Genomic DNA, 18,258 nt, shown 5'->3' with positions numbered 1-18,258 from the left:
GGCCTCAGCGAGGCCGCGATGACGCCGGCTCTGGCACCACAAACACCCACAGTAGCGCCGCTAATATCATGCCCACCTGAACATGAGTGAATCTTGTGATGATCTAGAGCAAAATGAGTTTGTCTCAAGACATACCTCTGCCGACAATGATCGCCATCAATTAGACCATCGGAGTTGTAAGTCATGGCAGTCGCTCATTCCCTCGGGTTTCCACGCATTGGACGCGATCGTGAACTGAAAAAAGCGCAGGAAGCGTTCTGGAAGGGTGAGCTCGACGAAGCCGGCCTGCGCGCCGTTGGCCGTGACTTGCGCAGCACCCACTGGGCGCTGCAACAGCAAGCCGGTATCGAACTGTTGCCGGTCGGTGATTTCGCCTGGTACGACCAGGTGCTGACCCATTCGTTGATGTTCGGTGTGGTCCCTGAGCGGTTCCGCCCGGTCGATGGCCAGGCCACGTTGCATACCTTGTTCGCCATGGCCCGTGGCGTCAGTGACAGCTGCTGCGGCGGTGCCCATGCCCAGGAGATGACTAAGTGGTTCGACACCAACTATCACTACCTGGTGCCGGAGTTCAGCGTCGATCAGCAATTCCACCTGGCGTGGGATCAACTTTTCGAAGAGGTCCAGGAAGCCCTCGACCTGGGGCACAGCGTCAAGCCCGTGGTGATCGGCCCGCTGACCTATTTGTGGCTGGGCAAGGCCAAGGGCGCTGACTTCGACAGGCTCGACCTGCTCGAGCGACTGCTGCCGCTGTATGGCCAGATATTCCAACGCCTGGCCGAATTGGGCGTGGAATGGGTGCAGATCGACGAGCCAATCCTGGCGCTCGATCTGCCCCAGGACTGGAAGAACGCTTTTGAGCGCGCCTATAACCTGATCCAGCGCGACCCGCTGAAAAAATTGGTGGCCACTTACTTCGGCGGCCTGGAAGAAAACCTTGGCCTGGCTGCCAATCTTCCGGTGGATGGCCTGCATATCGACCTGGTGCGTGCACCGGACCAGTACCCGACCATCCTCGACCGTCTGCCAGCGTACAAGGTGCTGTCCCTGGGCGTGGTCAACGGCCGAAACGTGTGGCGTTGCGACCTGGAAAAAGCCCTGGCCATCTTGCAGCATGCCCATGAGAAGTTGGGCGATCGCCTGTGGGTCGCGCCGTCCTGCTCGCTGCTGCACAGCCCGGTGGACCTGGAACGGGAAGACCAGTTGGATGCCGAATTGAGAAGCTGGCTGGCCTTCGCCGTGCAGAAGTGTGCGGAAGTGGCGCTACTGGCCAAGGCCGTTGATCAGCCCGAAGCCCCTGGCGTACTCACCGCCCTGGCTGAGAGCCGCGCGGTGCAGGCAGCTCGCGCCGCATCGTCACGCATTCACAAACCTGCCGTTCAAGCTCGTGTGGCCGCCATCACGGCGCAGGACAGCCAGCGCCAGTCGCCGTTTGCCCAGCGCATCGAAAAGCAACGGGCCGGCCTTAACCTGCCGCTGTTCCCGACCACCACCATCGGCTCGTTCCCACAGACCGCGTCGATCCGCCTGGCGCGCCAATCGTACAAGGCCGGCAAGTTGAGCCACGCCGAATACGTCGATGCCATGCACAGTGAGATCAAGCACGCTGTCGAGGTGCAGGAAAACCTCGGCCTGGACGTGTTGGTGCACGGTGAAGCCGAGCGTAACGACATGGTCGAGTACTTCGCCGAACAACTGGATGGCTACGTGTTTACCCGGTTCGGTTGGGTGCAGAGTTACGGTTCGCGTTGCGTGAAACCCGCAGTGATTGTCGGCGACCTGAGCCGCCCGAACGCCATGACCGTGGAGTGGATTCGCTATGCCCAAGGTCTTACCGACAAGGTGATGAAGGGCATGCTGACGGGCCCGGTGACCATGTTGATGTGGTCGTTCCCACGGGAAGACGTGAGCCGAGAAGTGCAAGCCCGGCAACTGGCCCTGGCGATTCGTGACGAAGTGGTCGATCTGGAAGCCGCCGGCATCAAGATCGTGCAGATCGACGAAGCGGCTTTTCGTGAGGGCTTGCCGTTGCGCCAGGCGCAGTGGCAACCCTACCTCGACTGGGCGACTGAAGTGTTTCGTTTGTGTGCGAGTGGCGTGAGCGATGAAACCCAGATCCACACTCACATGTGCTACAGCGAGTTCAACGATGTGATCGAGTCCATCGCCGCCATGGATGCCGACGTGATCACCATCGAAACCTCCCGCTCGGACATGGAGCTGCTCGACGCGTTCGAAGCCTTCGCCTACCCGAATGAGATCGGCCCGGGGGTCTACGACATCCACTCGCCGCGGGTGCCGGATGCCTCGGAAATGGCCAACTTGCTGCGCAAGGCCGCCAAGCGGATTCCGGCAGAGCGCTTATGGGTGAACCCCGATTGCGGCTTGAAGACGCGGGGCTGGCCGGAGACCGAGGCGGCGCTCATTCATATGGTCACCGCCGCTCGCCAACTGCGTGCTGAACTGGCCTGATTCCTGAGCCCGGGCGCGGTTAAAAACTGTGGGAGCGGGCTTGCTCGCGAATGCGGTCTTCCAGTCACAGCAGCAGTGGCTGACACACCGTATTCGCGAGCAAGCCCGCTCCCACAGGGGATCTGTGGCAGGCGCTGATTATGTGGGCGATGCGTAACCAGTGTGGGAGCTGGCTTGCCTGCGAAAGCGGTGGTTCAGTTGAATATTTAGTAGCTGACACACCGCCCCGCACAATTAGCCTGCATCAGGTCAGAGGTATTTGAGCCACGCCAGGTCCCGCCGCCGTGCTTTCAGGCCGGCGAACCAACGTACCGGCAAGTACAGGGCAATCGGCAACAGCAGCGCTGCCAACCACACCGCACCGATACCGTCGAAGCCAAAGTAATTGCCATGGTTGAGGCCAAACAGCGCAACGCAGGCCACATAGAGGATTTTCAGTACATAAAGGTGCAACAGATAAAAGAACATCGGCGCCGCGCCGAACACCGCCAGCACGCCGATCCAGCGCTTATGCCCCGCGCGTTCAAACGCCAGCAGCAACAGCAAGCCAATCCCCAGGGTCAACGCCAGAAACAACAGCGAAGGCGGATACTTGGTGATGTTGAAAAAGCTCATCAGCGTCAGCACGCTGCTGTCATACACCTGCCAAGGCTGCTCGCCATAGCCGTTGAGCGCGCGCAGCAACCCAAAGCCCACCAACGCGCCCACCCCCGCGACCCGTAAATAACGCTGGCGCACAGCCGGAAGCGTGGCATCGGCAAACCATGGCCCGAGGCCGTAACCCAGGGCAATCACACCGATCCATGGCAGCACCGGGTAGGTGGTGCGCAGGCGCAGGTTTTCAGAGACTTCAATCCAGTTGCGTTCATGCAAGATCGTCCACGGCACATGCAACATCGAGCCCGCTGCAACGTGCAACCCATCGAGCAGGTTGTGCCCGGCGATAATCACCAGCGCCAAGCCGATCAGCCAGGCACGCGGTAGCCAAACCAAAGCGGCGAGGGCGATCATGCTGATGCCGATGGCCCAGATGACTTGCATATAGATCACGCTGGGTGGCAGTTGGAAGGTCCACGCGAAGTTGACCAGGGTGAATTCCAGCACCACCAGGAACAGCCCGCGCTTGAACAAGAATGCCGACACGTCGCGACGGCCCTGATATTTCTGGCCGTACAGCCAAGCCGACAATCCGGTGAGCAGCACAAACACCGGCGCGCACAAGTGGGCCAGGGTGCGGCTGAAAAACAACGCAGGCTCGGTGCTGTCTATGCTCATGGGGTCGCTGACCTGGCGGTGCAGCAAGAAGGTTTCACGCACGTGGTCCAGCAACATAAACAGGATCACCAGGCCGCGCAGGGCGTCGATGGACAGCAGGCGTTTGCGTAAAGTCATAGCGTCAGTCATAAGTTAAGGGTCACACGCAGGCAAAATATTGACGTTATTCTATAACATTAAGCGAGGCGCTGATGACAAGCATGACCCCACACTCGGCCGAAGCCGTAATCGCGTTCTGGAAACAGGCGGGGCCCAAGCGTTGGTTCGCCAAGGACGACGAGTTCGATGCGACCTTTCGCGACAGCTTCCACGCCACTCATATGCAGGCGGCGCGGCGTGAACTCGAAGACTGGTTGACCACGGCGGATGGCGCGCTGGCGTTACTGATCCTGCTGGACCAGTACCCGCGCAACGCCTTTCGCGGCACGGCGCATATGTTCGCCACCGACCCGCTGGCGCGGTTGTATGCGCGAAAGATGGTGGACGCAGGATTGGATCAACAGGTTGAACCTCAGTTGCGTGCGTTCTGCTATTTGCCTTTTGAACATTCGGAAGACCCGCAGGACCAGCAACGCTCCCTGGCCCTGAACCAGCAGTTGGATGCTAGCACCTACCACTGGGCCAAGGAGCATGCCGACATCATCGAGCGGTTCGGGCGGTTTCCCCATCGTAATGGGGTGTTGGGCAGGACGAGCACCGACGAAGAACGCGCCTTCCTCAAGGCCGGTGGCTTCGCCGGTTAGGCGTGCTCTGGCGCCAGGCTTCGCTGGGCGCCAACGCGGCGAAACCGCCGCACACCCTTGAGGTCAATTGCCCATCGCAACGCTTCAGTGGCCGAAGGACGCGGGCCCTGGTTGATCGCCTGTTCATCCTTGCCCAGTGCGCTGAGGTAACCCTGCGTACCGCCGCGTTCGCTCCAATAGTGAGTGTGGCTCAACCAGGATTTGGCCAGCCAGCCTTTGCCATTGCCCACGGTCACCGGCAAGTCCAGCACGCCGCCGCCCATCACGGGCTTGACCGGGCCGCCGACGATGTCGCCGAACAGGCCGAAGGGGGCAGGGAAGTACAGGTTGGTCCAGCGCGTGACGGCAAAGGCTGCGGCGTGGTGCAGGTAGTGCGGGGTGAAGGGCTTTTGGCCGAGCATCAGCGGTTGGCGGGCGTTGTAGCCGTAGCCTTGGGTGTCTTCGGTGGGCGGGCAGGCCGGGGCTTCGCGGCGTTCCATACGCTGCTGGAAGTCACTGACGCTGCGGCCCAGCAACAGGCTGGCGTGGGCCATTGGGCTGCCGACCGTGACCAGGTCGGTGATGCGCCAGGGGTTGCCCAGGCCGCGCTGTTCGGCAAAAGCTTCGGTCTGTTGCTGACGAAAATTCAACAGGCTGCTCAGGCTGCCGTCCAGCAAGGCGCCGGCGGCGGGCAGGGCATCCTTGACCACCGGTTGCAGCGGTTCGCGGTTGGCATAACGGGCCGCCAGCTCACGGTTGCTGGGGGTCAGTTGGGTCAGTTGGTCGTGGTATTCATGCCAGAGGTAGCCGACGATGTCATAGGCAATCACGCTGCCCAGGCTGTGACCCACGACGATGATGCGCTCGTAGTCGCCCTGGTTGTGCAGGGCACGCAGCAGGTCTACACCGTCGGCACGGATCTGCTCGCGCACCCTCACGTTCTGCGGATTGGGGCTGAGGTAGCGTGCGGCGTCTCCCAGGTACGCCAGCGCCGAATAGCGCAGCCCCAGTCCCATGGCCGCGAGCAGCAAGGGGATCAGCGCGAAGGGGTTGTCGCTGGGGGGCAATTGGCCCCAGGCCGTGGCCAATGTACCGCTGGCAACCAGCAGCAATAACACCAGCACCGTCCAGCGCGTGCTGCGCCAGATCGGCACGATGGCCTCGGGAATGTCGCGACGCGGGCGCTTGAAGATGTCCCACAGCCAGCCCAGCAGATGGCCGAACTTGGTGCCCTGCATCTTGTGGGCCCAGTAGTACTCATAGAAATCCGTCGAGGTACGGCCCGAGGCCTTCAGTACGCGCAGGTCGAAGTTGCGCGATAGCCGATCCGGCTTGCTCCAGTACAAAGGTTTGCCATCGGGGGTGTCCGTGGGGATCATCGCTTCGACAAAGCCGCGCAAGGTGTCCATTGGGCGCTGCTCGCCGATGCCGTGGATAACCACAACTGCTTGTTTCATGTGCTGTTCCTTCCTTGAAAATCAGCGGTAGCCATAATATTGCCACTAGCCGCGCTATTCCCGCCAGGAATGCCCCCATAAAAACCCTGCATTGTCTTTATCGGCCGGGATCTCGTAGCGTGACGCCTCACCCCAGGAGATTGCCCATGAGCCAAGGCCCGCTGCACCTCTACGTTGATTCGCTGTTTACCAGCCCCTATGCCATGTCGGTGTTTGTCGCCTTGCGCGAAAAAGGCCTGGCGTCCGAGACCCTCACCCTGGACCTCGATGCGGGGCAAACCCAGGCGGCAGATTACGCCCAACGCTCCCTGACCCAGCGAGTGCCGACCTTGGTAGACGGTGATTTTGCATTGTCTGAGTCTTCGGCCATCACCGAGTACCTGGACCAGGCCTACCCCAAAACCCGCGTGTACCCGGCGGATGTGCAACAGCGGGCGAGGGCGCGACAGGTTCAAGCGTGGTTGCGCAGCGACTTGCTGCCGATTCGCCAGGAGCGCTCGACCCTGGTGGTGTTCTGCGGGCAGAAGAGGCTGCCGTTGTCAGCAGAGGCTCAAGCCGCCGCGACCAAGTTGATCAGCGCGGCGCAAGCCTTGCTGGCGGATAACCGCGAGTACCTGTGCGGCCAGTGGTCGATTGCCGATGTGGACCTGGCGGTGATGCTCAATCGCCTGATCCTCAACGGTGACGCCATGCCAGCGCAGCTGGTGGCCTACGCGCAACGCCAGTGGCAGCGGCCGTCAGTGCGCGAGTGGGTCGAGCTGCGACGGCCCGCGCTCTAGTTGTGCCTGCTGGGCAACACGCCGGTCGAGGTCTTCCCAGTCGGCCATGCCCAGCACGCGCATGGTGTTCAAACCGCGCAAATAACCGCGCAATTGCTCGGCGCTGGCGCTGCTTTTCGCGGCGTCGGCGTGTGAGTTCAGCAACACGGTTTCGTACTCAACCAGGTAGTCGGCGACTCGCTCGCGAAACTCTGGCAGTACCGCCTCGCGGATACGATCGAAGATTTTCTGGTAGGGCTTCATGGCGGGGTCCTTATAGATTTTATGGGCGGCCTGACACTATCGGTTCAAATGATAGTCACCATCAAGGATCACAAGTTCTGTTTTTTCGCCAAACGCGCAGAATCTGCACATCGAGACGCAGCCCAAGGAAAAATGCGCGATGAGGACGATTATCCAGTTGGCTTTGATGGCCCTGATGCTGGGCACCGCGGTCATGACCACCCCGGCGATGGCCGATGAAGTGCGTACAGACCATTTGCTGCCACTGGTGGGTAGCGTAGACTCCCTGCAGCGTGCCCAGTCGGTGGGGGTATTGTTCAGTGAAAACACCCGCGACAACCTCAGCTACCTCGAACGCTACCACGCCATGGCGCAGAACGGCGCCAAGGATGCCCTGGATGGGCGGATTCGCGAGGCGTTCGTCAACAGCTCCGACCCGGAACTGGCGATCGACTGGTTGATGCACTCGTTGCAGGGCACTTTTCTCTCGGTGACGGTCTATAGCAGCCTGGATGAGTTGGTGCAGGCGCACCCGGATGTGGTGGTGGTGCTCGATACCCATAACCAATTGCTCACCCAGCGTAATGACCGGGTCGAAGCACGCTTTGTCGCACGCTTCTACGACGCGAACCTGCAATTTATCGCCAAGGCCGAAGGCTCGGTGGATAAGCACGTGCCGTCAGTGTGGGTGCACGACAAGGCGGCGCCGGAGATTGCTGCACTGATCGAGCAACAACGCGATGTACAGCAAGATGCCCTGAAGCAGTTCGATGCGTCGCTCAAGGCCCTGATTCGCGCAGGTTGATCCGCGATGGTTGTGAACCCTATTTGGTTATTTTCAGGAATGTTTATGCGCTCTTTCTTCGCCTCGGCCCTGGCTTGTGCTTCGTTGCTGCTGACCGGTTGTATCACGGCGCCCAACGCCCCATCGCTGACCCTGCAAACCAACAAGACCCCCGATGGCTATGTGCAATGCGTATTGCCCAAGCTGGAAAAGCACGGCATCACTTCGACCGTCACCCAGAACTCGCGCCACGCCAAGGTGCTGTTGACCAGCAAGATTGCCGCCGATGATGTGCTGGAGGCCTACAAGTCCCAGGACGGCACCAAAGTGTTCCTGTATGAGCGCAAGCCGTTGGCTTCGGCGATCAAGCCATCGCGGCTGGAGCAGGCCGCGCAGGATTGCAAATAAACCCGCACACACATAACGCAACCCACCCTGTAACCAATGTGGGAGCTGGCTTGCCTGCGAAAGCGGTGGTTCAGTTAAATATTCAGTGACTGACACGCCGCCTTCGCGGGCAAGCCCGCTCCCACAGGGGATCTGCGCTAGGCGCTGATTCTGTGGGCAATACATAGGAGCGAGCTTGCTCGCGAAAAACTCATAGGCGCCGCGTTTATTCGGGAGCGCGCGTAATCGTTGACTTCTTTCGCGAGCAAGCTCGCTCCTACAGGGTATTGGCCCCATTTGGATCAGGGTTTGGCTTCGTTGCTGAAGCTATCGACAGTCTTGACCAATCCCTGCGCCGCCAACGCCACCAACTCACCGCCTTTCTCCACAGTAGCCAACGCCGGGTCCGAGCCCATGCGGCCGTCAGGGAAGCGCGCACGGAAGTCCAGGGCTTCACGGATCGGACCAGTGTTGGCGATTTGCGGTGAGTACTCGGCAGACTTGATCGCATCCGGATACGCCCACTGCGTCACGGCAATTTCCGATGGCGTGGCGTGGCTGCCATGCCCCACCGGGAATTGACGCTGGGCCAGGTCAGTGACGCCTTCCAGGTCCCACCAGTTCACCAGCTTCAGCGCGAACCCGGCCGGGCGGCGGGCGAAGCTGGCTTCGGCGTACAGCTCGGAGAACGCCGCTTCAATCGTGGCGATGTTGCCGCCGTGACCGTTCAGGAACAGGATCTTTTCGAAACCATGCCCGGCCAGCGAGCGCACCCAGTCGCCAATCGCGGCGATAAAGGTGGAAGGGCGCAGGGAGATGGTGCCGGGAAAGCCCAGGTGGTGTTGGGCCATGCCGATATTGAAGGTCGGGCCGACCAGGATGTCGGCGTGCTTCTGGGCGTGGTGGGCGATGATCTCCGGGCACATCCAGTCAGTGCCCAGCAGGCCGGTGGGGCCATGTTGCTCGTTGGAACCGATGGGAATCACCACCGTGCGGCTGCGTTCCAGGAACTGCCCGATTTCGATCCAGGTGGAGGTGTGTAGAAGCATGCGACGTTCTCTTTTATCAGTGGGGACAGGCTATCCGCCACGGATTGTACGACTACTCGCCACCTGTTGGGGTTTGCAATTGAGGTAGGTCGATGACTTCAGCCAGCGCTGGTCGGGGTACCACGAAAACATGAACTGCCCGTCCTTGAGCTTGTCCACCACTTGGCGGGCGACTTGCGGACGCACGGCCGGGCAACCCTGGCTGCGGCCGATACGGCCTTCGCGCTTGCTCCACAATGGGCTGACGTAGTCGGCAGCATGAATCACGATGGCGCGGTCGCGGGCCTGGTCATTGAAGCCGGGTTCCAGACCGTCCATGCGTAGCGAGTAGCCATGGGCGCCCAGGTAGCTTTCCTGGGTGCGGAACAAGCCCAGGCTCGACTGGTGGCTGCCCTCGAGATTGGAGAACTGGGTAGCGAAGTTTTCCCCGGACTTGGCACCGTGAGCCACCAGGTCGCGTAGAACCAAGGTCTTTTTGCGCAGGTCGAAGATCCATAGGCGACGGGCGGTCGAGGGCTGGGAGTAGTCAATAACCGCAAGGCGATCGGAACGCTCCTCGCCGTTATTGACCGCGCACTGCACGGCGCTCAGGGCGCTTTTCAGCACGGTGGGATTGAGTTCTGGAGCCGAGCGCGCCAGGCTGCTATACAGGGAAGGAGAGGTGCCATTGGCGGCGAGCGCAACATTGCTCAATAAAGCCAGGCACCCAGTGATCAAGCCCAGGCTGGTTAGCCTGAGCAGGCGTATAAAAGTCAGCATCTACAGTCGAGTCCCCGCTGTGGAGTGGAGCTAAGTCAATTGTTCAAAAAACACGCATGTTACTTGAGCATTTGCCTGCTCGTTGCACCATTGGTCGCTACAGCCGAAACGCTGCCGGTGGAGCCATTGCCCGTCACCACCCCTGCGCCGGTCGCGCTGGCGCCGTTGCAACAGGCGTTAGCGCAGTTGACCAGTGTCTGCCCGCACCTTGCGCCGCGTATCGATGCCGCCGCGCTGGCGCGCCTACAAGCCTTTTACCAGCAGCAGGGCGATGCCCCGCTATGGTCGGCTGACGAACGCCGGCATGCCTTGCACAGCCAGTTGCTGATGCTTGCCGACGATGGCCTGGACCCCACCCACTATAGCTTGCCCGCGGCGGATGCCACGGCCAACGTGCTGTGCAGCGATATCGCCAACAGCCAGCAGTACCTGCAAGCCCTGCAGGATTTGCATTACGGGCGCCTGCAGCAATCGCGCTTTGAGCCCCTCTGGCACTCCCAGCCACCCAGTGGCGATCCGAATACCCAAGTACTGGCGTTCGCCGCCACCGGCCTGCAAGACATGGCCCAAGCCTTCGATCATGCGCGGCCCAGCGCCGATTTGTACCGCAGCCTGCGCAATGCCTATGCCGGCGTGCGCCAGCAGCCGCTGCCCCATTGGGACCCGGTCGCAGAGGGCGCGTTGCTGCGCCCGGGCATGAACGACGCCCGGGTGCCGGAGTTGGCGCGGCGCCTGCACAGCGGTGGCTACCTGGCCCAGTTGCCCAGCGGCAACGGCAAGCAATACCAGGGCGAACTGGTCAAGGCGGTGAAAGCCTTCCAGCTCAGCCACTCGTTGCAGGCCGACGGCGTGGTCGGCGCCGGCACCGTGGCTGAACTCAATATCAGCCCGGCGATGCGTCGTGAACAACTGCGCATCAACCTGGAACGCTTCCGCTGGCTAGCCCAGGACCTGGAGCCTGAAGGCGTCGTGGTCAATGTGGCCGCTGCGCAACTGAGCGTGTATCAGAGTGGCATCCCGGTGTGGCAAACCCGCCTTCAAGTGGGCCGGGCCGAACGCCAGACGCCATTGCTCAAGTCGCGCATCACCCGGCTGACCCTCAACCCCACCTGGACCATCCCGCCCACCATCATGCGCGAGGACAAGCTGCCCGCCATCCGCCTCAACCCTGAATACCTGCGTCAGCAAAACCTGCAAGTGCTCGACGCCGAAGGTCACCCCTTGACGCCCGACCAGGTCGACTGGGCACGCCCCGGCAATATCCTGCTGCGCCAGCAGGCCGGCCCGCGTAACCCGCTGGGCAAGATTGTGATGCGCTTTCCCAATCCGTATTCGGTGTACCTGCATGACACCCCCAGCCAGCCCTTGTTCACCAAGGGCCCACGGGCGTTCAGTTCGGGATGCGTGCGGGTCGAGCAACCGTTGTTATTGCGCGACCTGCTGGTAACGCCCGCCGAACGCACCCGCACCGATGAGCTGCTGGCGACCGGCGAAACCCATGAGTTCAGGCTGGCCACGCCGGTACCGGTGCTGTTGGGGTATTGGACGGTAGAAGTGGATCGTCAGGGCGAGTTGGTGTACGCGCCGGATATTTATGCGCGTGACCCGGTGTTGATCAAGGCCATGGGCAGCGTGCTCTAGGGCGCGCTTATTCCGGCATCAGTTGCTGGCGGCATTCCAGCACCAGGCGGGCGCCGCCCAACTCACTGGTGCCCACCTCCAGCTTGAACCCATGCAAGTTGATGATCGCCGCCACAATCGACAGGCCCAGCCCAAAGCCGCCTTGCTGATCACTCTCATCGACCCGATAGAAACGCTGGAACACCGACGCGCGCTCGGCAGCCGGAATGCCTGGCCCGGAGTCGAGCACTTCGATGCGCGTACTGCCCAGGTCGTTGACTGCTCGCAGGATCACCTTGCCCTTGGGCGGGGTGAACTTGATCGAGTTACTCAGCAGGTTGGCCAGGGCTTCGAATAGCAGCGCACGGTCACCGGTAATCCACGGCAGTGAATCAGGCGCTTGTAACACCAGCTCCAGTTCGCCTTCTTCGGCCAGGGGCAGATAGAAGTCATGCAGCTCGCGCAGCAACGGCAGCGGGTCCAGCACCAGGAAGCCAGAGCGACGCTGGTGGTCTTCCAGTTCCGAGATGCGCAGCAGCCCGCGAAAACGTGCCATCAGCGTGTCGGTTTCGGCGATGGCGTCATCGAGCTTTACCGCGTGGGCCGAGTCTTCCTCGGCTTGTTGCTTGATGCGGTAAAGCTGGGCGCGCAAGCGGGTGAGCGGGGTGCGCAGGTCGTGGGCGATGTTGTCGCACACGCCCTTGACCTCGTTCATCAGTTTTTCGATGCGGTCGAGCATGGCATTGACGATGGCGGCAAGCATGTCCAGCTCGTCGCGCCGGTTGGACAGCGGCAACCGGTGCGTGAGGTCGCCGGCGACAATGGCCTCGGCGCTGGCCTGGATCCCGCGAATACGCCGCAACGGGCGACGGCGCAGCAGGTGCCAGCCGGCAGCGCCGGGGATGATGGTCAAGGACAGCGCCCACAGTAGGGCGTGCCAGATAATCCGCGTTACCCCGAACAACGAGCCGTTGGCGCGCACCAACACCAGCCAGCGGCCGTCTTCGGTGTGGGTGGCCACGGCGTCGCAGCTGTCCTTGGGCAGCTTGGGATCATCGGATTGCACGCAATTGGTCAGGGCGTAGATCTTGCCATCCAGCGGCAAGTCGGGTGGCACGGCGCGGATCGGCCCGCTCAAGGGGCGAAATTGCTCATCGAACAGGCCATAGGCGTCCACGCCCTTCATGTCGAAGGTCATGCTGGTGGTCAGCGCTTCCACCAGCTCTTCGCCGTCGAAACGCTGGAAAAGATGCTGGCGCTGCAACAGGGAATGGCGCGACAAGTCGCTGAGGTAGCCTGAGACCTCGTAGTACAGCACCCCCATGAGGATGCAACTCCACGCCACGAACAACGAACTGTACAGCGCCAGCAAGCGGCTGCTGGAAGAGCGCCAGCCTTTAGAGGGGTTCAGCAATGACATAACCCGAGCCTCGTACCGTGCGGATCAGCGGCGTGAGGCCCGGTGGGTCGATTTTCTTGCGCAAACGGCCGATGTGCACGTCGATCAGGTTGGTGCCGGGGTCGAAGTGATAGCCCCAGACTTCCTCGAAAATCATCATCCGCGACAGGATCTGCCCGGTGTTGCGCATCAGGAATTCCAGTAGTTTGTATTCAGTGGGCAGCAGGGTCAGCGGTTGATCGGCGCGGCTGGCTTCGCGGCTGATCAGGTTCAGTTCCAGGTCGGCCACGCGCAGGGCGGTTTCGAATTCCTGGACCGTACTTTTACGCCGCAGCAGCACTTCGACACGGGCGGCCATTTCATCCGAGGCGAACGGCTTGGTCAGGTAATCGTCGCCGCCGGCACGCAGGCCGCGCACGCGCTCGTCGACATCGGAGAGGGCGCTGATCATCAGGATCGGCGTAGACACCCCAATAGTGCGTAACGTGGTGACGATGGCCAGGCCATCCAGTTCGGGCAGCATGCGGTCAAGGGTGATCAGGTCGTAATCACCACTCACGGCACGGACCAGGCCCTCGCGGCCGTTGTCCACCCAATCTACGTCCAGTCCATGGCTACTCAGCTCGGCGACAATCTCGCGGGCCGTTACGGCGTCATCCTCGATGGTCAAAATGCGGGTCATAGGATTACCTGGTGAGCGTTCACACTAGAAGTGGCGACATTTTGCCAAGAAGTTGCTGAATGTTTCCTAAATAAAACTTCATCTTCTTAAAGCCGACATCGCACTGTGGGAGCTGGCTTGCCTGCGATGGCGGCTTACCTGCTGGCATATTCGTTGGCTGCCATGCCGCTATTGCAGGCAAGCCAGCTCCCACAGGGGAGTGCATTACGCCCGCCTAATATCGCCGTTTATTGCAACCTGCATGATCTGGCTAAGTTCAATTTAAATAAATCATTGAAATTAAAGGAATTTAATTTTAATCGCAGCTGGCACGCTGCCTGCACTGTCCGTTTTGAGACTTGTAACATCATTTTTCGTGCCTGGAGCAAAACAACAATGATCACATCCTCATCCACGCTGCAAGAGTCAAGCACGCTCTCCGGGGTTTCCTGGGGGGCGATTTTCGCCGGTGCTGCTGCGGCGGCCGCCTTGTCATTGATCCTGGTGTTGCTGGGCTTCGGCCTGGGCTTTTCGGCGGTGTCGCCTTGGGCTGACAGCGGTATCAGCGCCAAGGGCCTTGGCATTTCCACGATTGTCTGGCTGGCGTTCACCCAGATTGTCGCTTCTGGCCTGGGCGGCTATATCGCCGGTCGTTTGCGGGTGAAGTGGGCCAATATGCACGGCGACGAGGTGTACTTTCGCGACACCGCCCATGGCTTCCTGGCGTGGGCAGTGGCCACATTGATCACGGCGATGTTGGTGGTCGGTTCGGTCAGCAGTGTGGTCAGCGGCGGCGTGAAAGCTGGCGCCAGCGTGGCATCGGGTGCCGCCAGCGGCCTCACCCAAGCTGCGGGCAGCGCGGCAAAGGGTGCCGACAGTGGTGACTTCGGTTACTACGTCGACAGCCTGTTTCGCGATGATCGCCCAGCGGCGGTCAGCGATGATGCAGCCCACGCCGTGGTCGGTCGTATCCTGACGCGTACGTTGAGCAACGACGGCCAACTGGCAGCGGAAGATCGCGCCTACCTGGCCCAACTGATCAGCCAGCGCACCAACCTGAGCCAGGCCGATGCCGAAGCCCGTATCGACAAGGTGTATGGCGATGCGCGCAAAGCCGTCGAAGACGCCAAGCTCAAAGCCAAGCAAGCTGCTGAAACCGCAGCGAAAGTGGCGGCCTACACATCCCTGTGGACCTTCGTGGCCTTGCTCATCGGTGCGTTCTTCGCCAGCTTCGCCGCTACCTTTGGCGGTCGCCGCCGGGATGCCGTGGTGTACGTCGAAACCGAAAACTACGTTCGTTAATTCAAGGAGAACATGATGCGCTCATTACTGCTGTGGTTCCTCGGCGTGCCGATTCCGGTGATCATTCTGATCGCGATTTTCATGCACTAATTGTAGGAGCGAGCTTGCTCGCGAAGAACTGCCGGGCGCCGCGTTCATTCAAAATGGCCGCGGCGTTCTTGCGTTTTGCGCGAGCAAGCTCGCTCTTACAGGGGCAGGGGTAGGGCAAGCCCCGTCAGTCGTCGAACCCGACCTGCTCATGAATTTCATCCACCTTCAATTCCAACCGATACGCCACCGCAATGAACAACGCCTGGCACAGGCACAGCGTGGCGCTCAGCGAGCGGAAAGCAAACGAGGAGCCTTCATTGACCAACAGCACCGCATTCGCGCGCTTGGCCAGGGGCGACAGGTTGCTGTCGGTGATGATCAGGGTCTTGGCCTGGTGATGCTGCGCGATGCGCAGGCAGTGCTGGGTCTCTTTGCCGTAGGGCGTGAAGCTGATGGCTATCACCAGATCATTGGCGCGCACGCTGCGCATCTGCTCGCGATAACTGCCGCCTAGCCCCGAGATCAGGTGGATGCGCTTGTTTGTGTGCTGCAGGTTGTAGACCAGGTAGTCGGCCACCGCAAAGGAGCGGCGCACGCCGACCACGTAGATGTTGTCGGCATTGACCACCAGGTCCACGGCTTTCTCGAAGGCCGCATCGTCCAACTCCAGCCCCAAGCGTTCGATGCCCGAGAGGGTGGCGTTGACGCACTCGCGCGCCAGGTCGCCGCCACTGGCCTTCTGGGACTTGTTGGCGATCATGCTGCGGATGCGCTGCTGGTAGTTCTGTACCGGCGTGGTCTTGTGGGTATACGCCTCGCGAAACAGCGCCTGCATCTCACTGAACCCGCTGAAGCCGAAGCGCTGGGAAAACCGCACAATGGCCGAGGGGTGCACTTCGCATTCCCGGGCGATGTCGCTGATGCGGTCGACCATGATCCGGTCGCTCTGCTGGCTCATGTAGCTGGCGATACGCTTGAGCTGGCGCGGCAGGCTCTCGTATTCGTCGGTGATCAGCTGCAACAGGCGTTCGGCATTGATCGGAGGGCTGGCGACAGTTTCTTCCAGGGTGGTCTCGGGATCGGTGCGGGACATGGGCAATCCTTCTGGCGTGTTCGTCTGATGCGCTGATAGGTGGCGCAAGTCTACAGGGTAGGCGCAAAAAAATACCCCGGCATCACGGCCCGCGTGGCCTGCTGAAACGATGCATGGGCGCTGGCGTGCCGCTATCCTGAGGTATTGGAAAAAATATTCCACTAAAAATAATTATGGAATAAATATTGATTGCTGCCACCGGACGTTCTAGTCTGCTCCCACAAAGAGCGTTTGCCGTCGCCACGGCGGCACAGCGCAGGCTGATAAAAATAACAGGAGCCAGCATGGGCCAGACTCGTTTTGCCAGTGGGCGTCAATTGGATCTGATTTGCCTCGGGCGCCTGGGCGTCGATCTCTATGCGCAGCAAGTCGGTGCGCGGCTTGAGGATGTGTCCAGCTTCGCCAAGTATCTGGGCGGATCTTCCGCCAACATCGCTTTCGGCACCGCCAGGCTGGGGCTGAAGTCGGCGATGCTGAGCCGGGTCGGCGATGACCACATGGGCCGTTTCCTGGTGGAATCCCTGGCCCGCGAAGGCTGTGATGTCAGTGGCATCAAGGTCGACCCTGAGCGCCTCACCGCCCTCGTCCTGCTGGGCCTCAAGGACCGCGAAACCTTCCCCCTGGTGTTCTACCGCGAAAACTGCGCCGACATGGCCCTGCGCGCCGAAGACATCAGCGAAGCCTTTATCGCCTCCAGCAAAGCGTTGTTGATCACCGGTACGCATTTCTCCACCGACGGCGTGTACAAGGCCAGCCTCCAGGCCCTGGATTACGCGGCCAGGCACAACGTCAAGCGCGTGCTGGACATCGACTACCGCCCCGTGTTGTGGGGCCTGGCCGGCAAGGCCGATGGCGAAACCCGTTTCGTCGCCGACCAGAATGTCAGCCAGCATGTGCAGAAGATCCTGCCGCGTTTCGACCTGATCGTCGGCACCGAAGAGGAATTCCTGATTGCCGGCGGCAGTGAAGACCTGCTCTCGGCCCTGCGCACCGTGCGGGAACTGACCCCGGCCACCCTGGTGGTCAAGCTCGGCCCCCAGGGCTGCACGGTGATCCACGGCGCAATCCCGGCGCGCCTGGAAGACGGGGCCATCTATCCTGGCGTGCGGGTTGAAGTGCTCAACGTGCTGGGCGCAGGCGATGCTTTTATGTCGGGCTTTCTCAGCGGCTGGATCAATGACGCCAGCGATGAGCGTTGCAGCCAGTTGGCCAATGCCTGTGGCGGCCTGGTGGTATCGCGCCACGCCTGTGCGCCAGCGATGCCGACCCCCGCCGAACTCGATTACCTGTTCAACAGCCCCGTGCCCATCACCCGGCCGGACCAGGACGTGACCCTGCAACGCCTGCACCGTGTCACGGTGCCGCGCAAAGTCTGGAAGCAACTGTTCGTCTTTGCCTTCGACCACCGCTGGCAATTGGTGGAGTTGGCGCAAAAAGGCGGCCAGGCCCCTGAGCGTATCAGCGACATCAAGCAGTTGTTTATCCAGGCCATCGAACGCGTGGAGCGCAAACTCAGCGAGCAGGGCGTCGAGGCGGATGTGGGCCTGCTCGCCGACCAACGCTTTGGCCAGGATGCACTCAACGCCGCCAGCGGTCGCGGCTGGTGGATCGCTCGCCCGGTGGAAGTGCAGAACTCGCGGCCCCTGGCGTTCGAGCACGGGCGTTCGATCGGCAGCAACCTGATTGCCTGGCCCCAGGAACACATCATCAAGTGCCTGGTGCAGTTTCACCCCGATGACGAGCCGATGCTGCGCCTGGAACAGGAAGCGCAACTCAAGGCGGTGTACGAGGCGTCGCTGGTCAGTGGTCACGAACTGCTGCTGGAAGTCATCCCACCCAAGGATCACCCGTCCACCTACCCGGACGTGCTCTACCGCAGCCTTAAACGCCTGTACAACCTTGGCATTTACCCGGCCTGGTGGAAGATCGAAACCCAATCGGCCGAAGACTGGAAAAAGCTCGACGAACTGATCCAGGAACGCGACCCCTACTGCCGTGGCGTGGTGTTGCTGGGCCTGAATGCTTCCCCCGAGTTTCTCGCCGATGGCTTCAAGCAAGCCAGCCAGAGCAGCACCTGCCGTGGGTTTGCCGTGGGCCGCACGATCTTCCACGAGCCGAGCCGGGCGTGGATGGCGGGGGAGATTGATGATGAAACGCTGATCCAGCAGGTGCAGGCGACCTTCGAACAGCTCATCAATGCCTGGCTCAGCGCCCGACAGTAAATACGATCAAATGTGGGAGCTGACT

At 61.2% G+C, this 18,258-nt stretch carries 16 protein-coding genes; 8 read left to right on the top strand and 8 right to left on the bottom strand.

Features of this window, described 5'->3' with window-relative positions; all coding sequences use genetic code 11:
- Positions 1 to 183: 183 nt before the first annotated feature.
- The gene (metE, locus tag JMV15_RS24315) at positions 184 to 2,472 is read left to right on the top strand and encodes a 5-methyltetrahydropteroyltriglutamate--homocysteine S-methyltransferase (RefSeq protein WP_038450417.1); all 2,289 of its coding nucleotides are present in this window, start codon (positions 184 to 186) and stop codon (positions 2,470 to 2,472) included.
- Positions 2,473 to 2,721: 249 nt separating this feature from the next.
- Here metE and JMV15_RS24310 read toward each other — a convergent pair whose 3' ends face one another.
- On the bottom strand, positions 2,722 to 3,876 hold the full coding sequence (locus JMV15_RS24310; RefSeq protein ID WP_038450415.1) for a DUF1624 domain-containing protein: 1,155 nt from the start codon (positions 3,874 to 3,876) through the stop codon (positions 2,722 to 2,724).
- Between the two features lie 71 nt (positions 3,877 to 3,947).
- Here JMV15_RS24310 and JMV15_RS24305 point away from each other — a divergent pair, with 71 nt between their 5' ends.
- Complete coding sequence (locus JMV15_RS24305; protein ID WP_019817183.1) at positions 3,948 to 4,490, top strand: DUF924 family protein; 543 nt, start codon at positions 3,948 to 3,950, stop codon at positions 4,488 to 4,490.
- Here JMV15_RS24305 and JMV15_RS24300 read toward each other — a convergent pair.
- Positions 4,487 to 5,926: an alpha/beta hydrolase family protein gene (locus JMV15_RS24300; RefSeq protein WP_038450413.1), complete on the bottom strand. Its 1,440-nt coding sequence runs from the start codon at positions 5,924 to 5,926 to the stop codon at positions 4,487 to 4,489. The two genes, JMV15_RS24305 and JMV15_RS24300, sit on opposite strands and share 4 nt — an antisense overlap.
- A gap of 146 nt (positions 5,927 to 6,072) precedes the next feature.
- Between JMV15_RS24300 and yfcF the strand changes: the two genes are divergently transcribed.
- Positions 6,073 to 6,705: a glutathione transferase gene (gene yfcF / locus JMV15_RS24295; protein WP_038450411.1), complete on the top strand. Its 633-nt coding sequence runs from the start codon at positions 6,073 to 6,075 to the stop codon at positions 6,703 to 6,705.
- Here yfcF and JMV15_RS24290 read toward each other — a convergent pair.
- Positions 6,664 to 6,948, bottom strand: a complete 285-nt coding sequence (locus JMV15_RS24290) for a hypothetical protein (protein ID WP_014718781.1) — start codon at positions 6,946 to 6,948, stop codon at positions 6,664 to 6,666. The two genes, yfcF and JMV15_RS24290, sit on opposite strands and share 42 nt — an antisense overlap.
- A 139-nt stretch (positions 6,949 to 7,087) precedes the next feature.
- Here JMV15_RS24290 and JMV15_RS24285 point away from each other — a divergent pair, with 139 nt between their 5' ends.
- Together JMV15_RS24285 and JMV15_RS24280 are read left to right on the top strand one after the other, a co-directional pair.
- Positions 7,088 to 7,732, top strand: coding sequence for a hypothetical protein (locus JMV15_RS24285; protein ID WP_019817185.1), 645 nt, complete (start codon positions 7,088 to 7,090; stop codon positions 7,730 to 7,732).
- Positions 7,733 to 7,777: 45 nt separating this feature from the next.
- The gene (locus JMV15_RS24280) at positions 7,778 to 8,119 is read left to right on the top strand and encodes a hypothetical protein (protein ID WP_014718779.1); all 342 of its coding nucleotides are present in this window, start codon (positions 7,778 to 7,780) and stop codon (positions 8,117 to 8,119) included.
- Positions 8,120 to 8,400: 281 nt separating this feature from the next.
- Here the strand turns inward: JMV15_RS24280 and JMV15_RS24275 are convergent, their stop codons facing one another.
- A complete protein-coding gene (locus JMV15_RS24275; protein ID WP_014718778.1) occupies positions 8,401 to 9,147 on the bottom strand; it encodes a creatininase family protein in 747 nt (248 codons plus the stop codon).
- 30 nt (positions 9,148 to 9,177) lie between these two features.
- Positions 9,178 to 9,906 (bottom strand): murein L,D-transpeptidase catalytic domain family protein, encoded by a 729-nt coding sequence (locus tag JMV15_RS24270; RefSeq protein WP_019817186.1) that lies wholly within the window; start codon positions 9,904 to 9,906, stop codon positions 9,178 to 9,180.
- 39 nt (positions 9,907 to 9,945) lie between these two features.
- Here JMV15_RS24270 and JMV15_RS24265 point away from each other — a divergent pair, with 39 nt between their 5' ends.
- Positions 9,946 to 11,547 carry a L,D-transpeptidase family protein gene (locus tag JMV15_RS24265; RefSeq protein WP_020301790.1) on the top strand — a complete coding sequence of 534 codons (1,602 nt, stop codon included), beginning with the start codon at positions 9,946 to 9,948 and terminating at the stop codon, positions 11,545 to 11,547.
- Positions 11,548 to 11,554: 7 nt separating this feature from the next.
- Here JMV15_RS24265 and JMV15_RS24260 read toward each other — a convergent pair whose 3' ends face one another.
- Both JMV15_RS24260 and JMV15_RS24255 read right to left on the bottom strand, forming a co-directional pair.
- Entirely contained in the window at positions 11,555 to 12,946 is a 1,392-nt protein-coding gene (locus JMV15_RS24260) for a sensor histidine kinase (protein WP_014718775.1), read from the bottom strand.
- Complete coding sequence (locus JMV15_RS24255) at positions 12,924 to 13,607, bottom strand: response regulator transcription factor (RefSeq protein ID WP_003191687.1); 684 nt, start codon at positions 13,605 to 13,607, stop codon at positions 12,924 to 12,926. The genes JMV15_RS24260 and JMV15_RS24255 overlap by 23 nt, the downstream gene beginning before the upstream one ends.
- Before the next feature lie 375 nt (positions 13,608 to 13,982).
- On the opposite strand from JMV15_RS24255, the gene JMV15_RS24250 reads away from it, so the two are divergent.
- Positions 13,983 to 14,888, top strand: a complete 906-nt coding sequence (locus JMV15_RS24250) for a hypothetical protein (protein ID WP_014718774.1) — start codon at positions 13,983 to 13,985, stop codon at positions 14,886 to 14,888.
- 214 nt (positions 14,889 to 15,102) lie between these two features.
- On the opposite strand, the gene JMV15_RS24245 is transcribed toward JMV15_RS24250, so the two are convergent.
- Positions 15,103 to 16,011: a MurR/RpiR family transcriptional regulator gene (locus JMV15_RS24245; protein ID WP_005787722.1), complete on the bottom strand. Its 909-nt coding sequence runs from the start codon at positions 16,009 to 16,011 to the stop codon at positions 15,103 to 15,105.
- Between the two features lie 284 nt (positions 16,012 to 16,295).
- Here JMV15_RS24245 and JMV15_RS24240 point away from each other — a divergent pair, with 284 nt between their 5' ends.
- Positions 16,296 to 18,233, top strand: a complete 1,938-nt coding sequence (locus tag JMV15_RS24240) for a bifunctional 5-dehydro-2-deoxygluconokinase/5-dehydro-2-deoxyphosphogluconate aldolase (RefSeq protein ID WP_019817188.1) — start codon at positions 16,296 to 16,298, stop codon at positions 18,231 to 18,233.
- The last annotated feature ends 25 nt before the right edge of the window (positions 18,234 to 18,258 follow it).

The organism is Pseudomonas paracarnis, assembly GCF_904063055.1.
GTDB classification, from domain to species: domain Bacteria; phylum Pseudomonadota; class Gammaproteobacteria; order Pseudomonadales; family Pseudomonadaceae; genus Aquipseudomonas; species Aquipseudomonas paracarnis.
The sequence above is the reverse complement of the archived record's forward strand: the minus strand, read 5'-3'. Positions and strand labels throughout refer to the sequence as shown.

What these genes read in the sequence shown, in the direction of transcription:
- metE (WP_038450417.1), top strand. Translation starts at nt 184, where the DNA reads ATGGCAGTCGCTCATTCCCTCGGGTTTCCACGCATTGGACGCGATCGT.
- JMV15_RS24310 (WP_038450415.1), bottom strand. Translation starts at nt 3,876, where the DNA reads ATGACTGACGCTATGACTTTACGCAAACGCCTGCTGTCCATCGACGCC.
- JMV15_RS24305 (WP_019817183.1), top strand. Translation starts at nt 3,948, where the DNA reads ATGACCCCACACTCGGCCGAAGCCGTAATCGCGTTCTGGAAACAGGCG.
- JMV15_RS24300 (WP_038450413.1), bottom strand. Translation starts at nt 5,926, where the DNA reads ATGAAACAAGCAGTTGTGGTTATCCACGGCATCGGCGAGCAGCGCCCA.
- yfcF (WP_038450411.1), top strand. Translation starts at nt 6,073, where the DNA reads ATGAGCCAAGGCCCGCTGCACCTCTACGTTGATTCGCTGTTTACCAGC.
- JMV15_RS24290 (WP_014718781.1), bottom strand. Translation starts at nt 6,948, where the DNA reads ATGAAGCCCTACCAGAAAATCTTCGATCGTATCCGCGAGGCGGTACTG.
- JMV15_RS24285 (WP_019817185.1), top strand. Translation starts at nt 7,088, where the DNA reads ATGAGGACGATTATCCAGTTGGCTTTGATGGCCCTGATGCTGGGCACC.
- JMV15_RS24280 (WP_014718779.1), top strand. Translation starts at nt 7,778, where the DNA reads ATGCGCTCTTTCTTCGCCTCGGCCCTGGCTTGTGCTTCGTTGCTGCTG.
- JMV15_RS24275 (WP_014718778.1), bottom strand. Translation starts at nt 9,147, where the DNA reads ATGCTTCTACACACCTCCACCTGGATCGAAATCGGGCAGTTCCTGGAA.
- JMV15_RS24270 (WP_019817186.1), bottom strand. Translation starts at nt 9,906, where the DNA reads ATGCTGACTTTTATACGCCTGCTCAGGCTAACCAGCCTGGGCTTGATC.
- JMV15_RS24260 (WP_014718775.1), bottom strand. Translation starts at nt 12,946, where the DNA reads ATGTCATTGCTGAACCCCTCTAAAGGCTGGCGCTCTTCCAGCAGCCGC.
- JMV15_RS24255 (WP_003191687.1), bottom strand. Translation starts at nt 13,607, where the DNA reads ATGACCCGCATTTTGACCATCGAGGATGACGCCGTAACGGCCCGCGAG.
- JMV15_RS24250 (WP_014718774.1), top strand. Translation starts at nt 13,983, where the DNA reads ATGATCACATCCTCATCCACGCTGCAAGAGTCAAGCACGCTCTCCGGG.
- JMV15_RS24245 (WP_005787722.1), bottom strand. Translation starts at nt 16,011, where the DNA reads ATGTCCCGCACCGATCCCGAGACCACCCTGGAAGAAACTGTCGCCAGC.
- JMV15_RS24240 (WP_019817188.1), top strand. Translation starts at nt 16,296, where the DNA reads ATGGGCCAGACTCGTTTTGCCAGTGGGCGTCAATTGGATCTGATTTGC.